Source organism: Microcystis sp. LEGE 08355 (assembly GCF_015207185.1).
GTDB classification, from domain to species: Bacteria; Cyanobacteriota; Cyanobacteriia; order Cyanobacteriales; family Microcystaceae; genus Microcystis; species Microcystis panniformis.
On the sequence record NZ_JADEXI010000173.1, the window covers coordinates 1 to 8,180 of the forward strand.

The 8,180-nt window shown below is 44.9% G+C and carries 6 protein-coding genes; 3 read left to right on the top strand and 3 right to left on the bottom strand.

What is annotated here, in order from left to right:
* Positions 1-98: 98 nt before the first annotated feature.
* Positions 99-1,874 carry a pyruvate kinase gene (pyk, locus tag IQ242_RS10820; protein WP_193959973.1) on the bottom strand — a complete coding sequence of 592 codons (1,776 nt, stop codon included), beginning with the start codon at positions 1,872-1,874 and terminating at the stop codon, positions 99-101.
* Between the two features lie 151 nt (positions 1,875-2,025).
* On the bottom strand, positions 2,026-3,720 hold the full coding sequence (locus IQ242_RS10825; protein WP_193959974.1) for an iron uptake porin: 1,695 nt from the start codon (positions 3,718-3,720) through the stop codon (positions 2,026-2,028).
* A gap of 787 nt (positions 3,721-4,507) precedes the next feature.
* On the opposite strand from IQ242_RS10825, the gene IQ242_RS10830 reads away from it, so the two are divergent.
* The 3 genes from IQ242_RS10830 to IQ242_RS10840 are packed head-to-tail and all read left to right on the top strand — an operon-like array spanning position 4,508 to position 6,387.
* Positions 4,508-5,323 carry a Ycf66 family protein gene (locus IQ242_RS10830; protein ID WP_193959975.1) on the top strand — a complete coding sequence of 272 codons (816 nt, stop codon included), beginning with the start codon at positions 4,508-4,510 and terminating at the stop codon, positions 5,321-5,323.
* Between the two features lie 12 nt (positions 5,324-5,335).
* The gene (locus tag IQ242_RS10835; RefSeq protein WP_193959976.1) at positions 5,336-5,872 is read left to right on the top strand and encodes a PD40 domain-containing protein; all 537 of its coding nucleotides are present in this window, start codon (positions 5,336-5,338) and stop codon (positions 5,870-5,872) included.
* Positions 5,869-6,387 carry a PD40 domain-containing protein gene (locus IQ242_RS10840; RefSeq protein WP_193959977.1) on the top strand — a complete coding sequence of 173 codons (519 nt, stop codon included), beginning with the start codon at positions 5,869-5,871 and terminating at the stop codon, positions 6,385-6,387. Before IQ242_RS10835 ends, IQ242_RS10840 begins: the two co-directional genes overlap by 4 nt.
* A gap of 208 nt (positions 6,388-6,595) precedes the next feature.
* Here the strand turns inward: IQ242_RS10840 and IQ242_RS10845 are convergent, their stop codons facing one another.
* Positions 6,596-7,693 carry a patatin-like phospholipase family protein gene (locus IQ242_RS10845; RefSeq protein ID WP_193959978.1) on the bottom strand — a complete coding sequence of 366 codons (1,098 nt, stop codon included), beginning with the start codon at positions 7,691-7,693 and terminating at the stop codon, positions 6,596-6,598.
* Positions 7,694-8,180 lie beyond the last annotated feature (487 nt).

Here is an 8,180-nt window from a genome sequence, read left to right on the forward strand (position 1 = left end):
AATAAAACCTGTCCCCTTACTCCTGTCTCCTTACTCCTGTCTCCTTACTCCTTACTCCTGTCTCCTGACTCCTGTCTCGGAGAATACTAATAACCGACTCAGTTTTTCATAGTTGCTGCGCCATTGCCAATACCAGAATAAATTAAACCCCGTTGAGCATCGAGACTAATGATTACCCCTTCGCGGATAATTTTCGTGGCATCTTTAACCCCGACAATCACAGGAATACCCAATTTTAAACCGATAGTAGCGGCATGATTGTTCATCGCATTATCTTCGGTAATAATTCCGCCAGCTTTCCGCATCATATCCACATATTCGGCGCTGGTGGTGGGAACGACTAAAATCTCCCCACTACTAAAACTACCCACTTCTCGGGCATTATGGGCCACTCGCGCCCGGCCACTAGCCACACCCTGGCCGATACCCGTACCTTTGCCCAAAAGGGATTTTACCACTTCCACTTTAATTAAATCCGTGGAACCGGCCACCCCTTGCAGAGTTCCCGCCGTCATCACTACTAAATCACCATCTGCGAGGAGGTTATTTTCCTGAGCAAGATTCATCGCCACTTGAAAAGTTTGGCTAGTGGAGGGTAAATCGAGCAATAACATCGGTTTTACGCCCCAAACTAGCTGTAACTGCTGTGCCACTTCCCGATGGGGAGTAACGGCTAAAATTGGGGTTTTGGGGCGAAATCGGGAGACATTACGGGCAGTAGAGCCGGTTTTTGTCAGGGTAATAATTGCCGCTGCCCCCAATTGTTCGGCAATTTGACTAACTGCCGAGGAAATAGCGTTAGGAATCGATTGTTTATTGTTAGAGCGAGCGGCACTATTGATCTGTTCCCGTTCGATCCTTTCGGCAATGCGGGCCATGGTTGCCACCGCTTCGATGGGATAATGACCCACAGCCGTTTCATTGGAAAGCATGACCGCGTCAGTGCCATCTAAAATCGCATTAGCCACGTCCGAAACCTCGGCGCGGGTGGGACGAGGATTACTGGCCATACTGTCAAGCATTTGAGTGGCGGTGATAATCGGGATGCCTAGCTGATTAGCGGTATTAATCAGGCGTTTTTGCAGGATTGGCACGTCTTCGGCTGGTAATTCTACTCCTAAATCTCCCCTAGCCACCATCACACCATCACAGAGGGATAAAATTGCCTCCATTTCCTCGATCGCTTCGTGTTTTTCAATTTTAGCGATCACGGGGATAGATTTACCCGCGCTGGCGATTAATTCTTTAATTTCGAGGATATCTTGGGGATTACGCACAAAACTGAGGGCGATCCAATCCACATCCCACAACAGTCCGAACATTAAATCTTTTTTGTCCTTATCGGTTAAAGCTTTCACCGACAGATAGACGTTGGGAAAATTTACCCCTTTATTGCTCGATAAGACACCCCCAACCACCACGCGACAGGAAAGATCACCTTTCAGACGATCCACTGATTCCACCCGCATTTCGACTTTACCATCATCGAGGAGAATTCTCGAACCTTCTGGGACTTCTTGGGCCAGCGAGGGATAGCTAATGGAACTTATTTCCTGATTACATTCCACATCCCTAGAAGTAAGGATAAAGGGTTCCCCCGGTTTCAGGGTAATCGACCCACAGGCAAATTTACCTAAACGAATTTTTGGTCCCTGCAGATCCTGAAGGATGCCAATCGGTTGATTGAGTTCAAAGGCTAACTGACGGATCAGGTTAATGCTGTGACGATGGTAATCGTGATCGCCATGGGAAAAGTTTAATCTAAATGTCGTCGCCCCCGCCTTGATCATCTGACGTAATGTTTCCTTATTTTGCGAGGCTGGGCCGATCGTGGCCACAATTTTAGTGCGACGGGGGAAAGACAGAGAGTGCATAGATAAGCAACTAAATAGGCGAAGTAAATATAGCAGCGTTTGGGACGCTCCGATCATCTTCTCATAAATGGTTATATCCAGTGAAAAGTTAAAAGTAAAAAAACGGTGAGATCTACAAATCCCACCGTTTTTTCAAGTCCGTCAACTCAGCTTAGAAACGGAAAGTTGTCCGGAGGACACCGACAAAAATGGTGTCGTTATTACGGTTGTTAGCGTTGAAGATCGCATAGGCACCGGGGGTAATCAGGATGTTTTTGGTGACTGGGAACTTATACTGAGCTTCCACCATGTAGGAAGTGCCATCTTCCTTGTCGGAACGGGGTACTTGACCACCACCGATGGACAGGGCCGCACCTTCGGCAAAGAGGTCGAGAACGGAGAGGTTAAGGTTCCAAGACCAGATACCAGTGTTATTGTCTCCGATCGCATCATTAACTCCCGTGGCCGAAGCATCGGCGTAACCACCCCAGCCCGCTAGATTTAAGACTCCTGGGATAACTTGGGCGCTCGCCTGAAGACCGAAACGGTTAGCAGTAGTACCAACGTTACCAAAGGGACGCTCGGTGAGAGGGCTGCTGACGTTACCGAATAAACCAGAACTCATACTGGCCGCAGTTTGATAACTGTGAACGTAGACGAAGTTAATATCGGCAAATTTGATGAAGGAGAAACCTACTTGCGCGCCAGTACTGTAGGAACCGTTAAATAAACCGCTACCCGGGTTAGGATTGCTGGCACCATTAGTCCCACCATCAGCTAGGTAGGTTCCTGTGACTTGGAAAACATCGCCAATGTTGAATCTGACCGCCGCACCAACACCGGAAGGACCACGGAAAACGATGTTATTGTAGCGTTGACCGCGGGATAAAGCACCTGTACCGCTATCGGCGAGGAAGGGGTTAGCAGTGATGAAAACGTCATCTAGGTTTAACTGGTTAGCACCAACCCAAACGGTGATGTTACCGAAGGGAGTGCCGATGGGAGCGCGGTAGAACAAGTCATCGATGGTTACGTCATTGTCCCGGCCATCATCGTATGCCAGACGGGTCATGTTCGTTCTCGTCGGTCCGTTTTGGTTGAAAGTGGTATTAAAGTTACCCGCTTGTAAACGGGTTCTCAACAAATCTTTACCGGTGAAGCTGGTTTCAAAGTTGAGTCGTACCCGATTATTAAATACTGTTTGAGTTTCATCTTGATTGCTGCCATCAGTAACTGTCCCGTCGGTATTGGTAACGGAAGCTTGACCCCCCCAGCTATCGGCGATACTGAATATCACCTCACCTCTGAGTTTGGTGGTGGTGGAAAATTGATTGTTTTCCAAGAAAGCAACGCGCTGTTCAAGGTTATCTACTCTAGCTCCTAAAGCCGCTAGTTCGGTTTCAAATTCTTGAACAAGACGTTTTAATTTATCGATATCTTCTCTGAGTACCCCGACACCATCTTGAATTAAACGTTCCATGACGTTTAAACAAGCGTTTAAACCTGCGGCAAATTCCCAACGAGTGGTGGCGCGATCACCACGGAAGGTACGGTCGGGATAACCCACGATACAACCGTAACGTTCCACAAGACTTCTTAATGCCTCGTAGGCCCAAGCGGTGGGAGATACGTCCCGCAGTTGGTTAACGCTAGTCACCTGGGACATGGAACCCTGATAAACACCCGTATTAATCTGCTGACTATTTTGGGCGCGTTGAATGCGATCGAGTTGTTGTTGCGCTACTGGATCAACCTTGAGTTGAGGTGTACCAGGCATAGTTTGAGCCACTGCGCTGCCAGCAGCCGCTACGGAAGCACCTAATACTAAAGGAGTTACCTTTACTAAATTCTTGAATAGTTTTGACATGGGTCAATCCTCACACCTTATTTTATGGATTGAATGGACTATGAATACAAACAGACTATCTACTTAGCCTGAATTATACTCACATTCTATGCTAATTCCCCCTTGCCTAGGTTAAGTTAATTTTATGATTAGACAGAAATTTTTCTGTCTAATCTTATGTAAGATTAGGACTTACGCACTTTACAAATTCCCCATGACGTGCATCAATGAAAGTTGGTCGTGGCAGCAGCGATCGCTCAAAAGTGATCAAAAAATCACGTTAAAATAAAATGCCCGAAACCCATACATCACATTTAGTCAATCCTGTCAATGGTTAATTCCTAAAGATTTTGTTAAAATCTCAGCCTTTTCAGTTATCAGTTATCAGTTGACTGATTACTGTTCACTAGACCTCTTGCAAAAATCAAAAATCTGACCTTAGGTGAGGAGTCAGGCTTCGGTCGTGAGATCAGCCGAACGGAGCCAGTAGCTGGTCGTCAGGAGAATTAAGAATGAGCATTAATCAATTAAATGCTCTATTTAGTAATTTTATGCAGTTTTATGCCTATTTTTCTCATTTTCGCACTCTCAAAAATTAATCATGCAAGAACTCTACTGATCACTGATAAAATCTCCGCACTCCCCTAACAGTAGTTGTGTGAACGAGGGTGGTTAATATATTGCTGGACTTTGGGGTTAGAATATAGCTCGATGCCTAGAGTTAAAAACAGCAGGATTGCTTCTGAAAGCTGACGGCTAGAGATAAAGACTCGATTCTTAAATTTAAGCACCGAGAAGGGAGATAAAGATGGTCAATTTTGGGCTGAATTCGGCCAGCATCTTAGGAATTTTTCTGGCAGTGGCCGGAGCGGGATTATACTTCCTGCGCTCGGTGCGGCCGGAACTTTCCAGGGATCATGATATATTTTTTGCCGCCGTTGGTTTACTGTGCGGTTTAATTCTACTTTTTCAAGGGTGGCGACTGGATCCGATTTTGCAATTCGGACAATTTTTGCTGACTGGGGCAGCGGTGTTTTTTGCCTTCGAGACGGTAAAATTGCGGGGTTTAACCACGGAACAGGCCCGCCGCGGCACGTCTTTTGTGGATGAACGTCCTGTGAGTCGGGAATATCGGGCCGAATTAGAACCCCTCGACACCTACGAACCAGAGGAACGTTACGAAGATAATCCCCGTTTACGCGGTTACGATGATCCCCGCTCTTCCCGCACTTCTAGTTATCAGGACGAGGAACCCCGCAGCACCCGCACCCGTCGGCCGGCCGATCCTAGCAGTCGCAAAACCAGTAATCGTCGTCCCCGCAATAGTTCCCCCACTAGCGATCGAGATGTTTATGATCAGCGCCGTAGCGGTGATGATTGGGAAGAAACCAGTCCCCGTCCCCGTCGTCGTCCCGCTAGTGAAGAAACGAGCAGTAAACCGCCCCGCACTAGCCAAAAACGTCGTCCTCGCCCAATAATTGAGGATGATCCGCCATTTAAAGGGGAATACGTCGATTATCAACCGATCGATCCTAGGGATGCCGGCGATCAAGAAGATTGGGAGAGACCAGATAATAGTGAACGGGAGTCGAGCAATGATAATCCGACTAGGTTTGATTATTAAGGAGTAAGTCCGATGACCAAAGCTCCCTTTTTCCTGTTTATCTGCTTGTTTTTAGGGGTTATAGGCGGTTGTAATCTCAATAACCCCGGTTTATCTACAGGAAACCTCAATAGTCGCTATAATGACGAAAAACCTGCCCTGAGCGGTGATGGTCGTTGGCTTGCTTTGCTGTCTAATCGTCGCGGTAGTAATCAGATTCTGCTCTATGATTTGCAGACAAAACAATACCAGACCCTAGGGGGATTATATACTGGTCAAGAAATTACCGATAGCCCTAGTTTAAGCCAAACGGGGCGTTATCTGGCTTATGTGGTGATTATTGAAGGTCGTCCCGTCATCGCTTTATATGATCGCATTACCGATCGTTCTGAGTTATTGAGTCAAAATTATCGCGGTTGGTTGCGAAATCCCCGTCTTAGTCCCGATGGTCGTTATCTTGTCTTTGAATCCGCTCGTCGGGGACAATGGGATGTGGAGGTTCTTGATCGCGGTCCGAATATCGAGTTAGATATTGCCGATGGCAGTCCCGTTGAAAGTCCCAAACCGTGAAACGTTATTTTTTTATTAGTCTTGTTGCTGTAATTAGTTGGTTAACTGGATGTGCGGGTTATCCCAGTTTATTGTCCTTTCCTTTCGATCGAGGGGGGAGAAGTTTAAACAGTGCTGCTAGTGAATTAACTCCCTATCTTGCCTCTCGCTATCTCGTTTTTGCTTCTGATCGCAATGGTTCCCAAGCTATCTATCTTTTTGATGCCATCGATCGCCGTTTACTGCCTTTACCCGGCCTAAATTCTCTCGATCAGATCGCTTCTAGTCCTTCCATTAGTGAAGATGGTCGTTATATCGTTTTTACTGCTAGTCGTCAGGGAAAAACGACTATTTATCTGTACGATCGACAAACTGAACAGAGAAGGGAAATTGCTCCCGATCTCCTCGCAGAAGTACGCAATCCGATCATCAGTGCCGATGGTTCTAAAGTGGCTTTTGAAGCGGCAAAAAATGGGCAATGGGATATTATGATTTACGATCTATCCGGACGGGTATTAGTCAATGAAAATCAGTGATCATTAGACCTCTTATAAAAATAAAAAATTGTTGTTAGGGTTAGGAGTCAGTAGCCAGTAGTCAGTAGTCAGTAGTCAGGAGTCAGTAGCCAGTCGTCAGTAGTCAGTAGTCAGGAGAATTAAGAATGAATAATAATCAACTGAATGGTCTATTTAAGGATTTTGTGCAATTTAATCCTTATTTTTGCCGTTTTTGAAACCTCAAAAATTATCTTAAACCCATAGCTTTTAGTCGATGTTCTAGAAACTGTTTTCCCTGTTTTTCGCCGTCAGCGATCAGACGCTGGATATTGGCAGGAGAGCGATCGAGTTTACTTTCATAGTTGAGACTATCGGCTAATTCCGCCGACATTTCGATCATAGGAATATGGTAATCTCGATCGGGATCTTCTGGGAAAGATTTAGGAATTTTTAATGGTTCTGTTAAGGCGATCTCGCGCAAGTATTCCTCTTTAAATGCTCCTTTAAGAAATAATTGATTGATCAACTCAATCTGATCGAGACCTTGAAATAGGGAAACATTGCCTTCTAATTCATTACGGCGATCAGCAATATCATCGGATTGCACGGGGATCTTATCTCTGGAGGTGGGATTAATTTTAATTACCCAAATTTCATCGGGAATATTTTCGACTCCAACAAATTCACGGCGAATTAAAGAACGGATGGGGGGATTATCGGAAAATAGTCCATCCCAGTAGGCCATAGTTTCAATGGTGACAGCAGGAAAAATGTTAGGAACACAAGCAGAAGCTAGGATATGTTCAATTTTAACTGCTTCCTCGCGCGAGTTAAATTTACTTAATTTTCCTGTCAGGACATTACAGGCCCCCATTAATAAAATTGGTGGTTCTGGTTTAGCTCCCCAAGTGGCTAATTCCGAGAAATCAATATGCGCTCTTAGTAACTGATCAAAGTTGGTAAAGCGACTGCGTAAACCATAGGTAGCTATAGAAAATAAGGTTTTAGTAATCGGAGAGGAAGGACTGAGATTATACTGGGGAATTAATCCTTTGCTGGCTAATTCTAGAGCTTTAATAGCTGAGTCATTAAATAGTTGTTCTTGGGGAGTTCGAGCGCTATTATCTTCCCAAAAATCAATCATTCTTTTCCAAACGACGCTATCACCTTTTTTGAGAGCATACCAGGTGAAAAATGCACAGATAGCACCGCCAGAAGTACCACTGAGACTGACAATATTAAAGTAATCTTGCACTTTATTGTCAAATAATGCTTTCAAGGCGCCGGCAGTAAAAGCAGTTTGACTGCCGCCTCCCTGACAAGCGATCGCAATTTTGGCTTTCATAAATATCCTTGTCTCCTGAATGGCTTCTATCTAAGCCCTAAGTAGGGAGGCACAATTATTTCTAGGATGGGTTAGCGGTAGCGTAAACTATGCGGGCGTTGGGTTTCATGCTTCAACCCAACCTACGTTCATCTTATATTTAATTCCACCCACCTACTTAGGGCTTTAATTTAAGGTTAATTGAAAACTTAGAATCGGATGCAAAAATATAGAAAATTTTCTGATTTTCATAGAGCGGATCGGGAGATGTTGCTATCACTTCTAGAAAAGAACAGGGTTTCAAGGGAATTTTCTAGGTAATTAGCTGAAGCCATCAGCCAGAACAAGGTGATAATAACTAGAACAATGGCTAATTAATCGGATAACTGATAACTGATAACTGATAACTGATAACTGATAACTGATAACTGATAACTGATAACTGATAACTGATAACTGATAACTGATAACTGATAACTGATAACTGATAACTGATAACTGATAACTG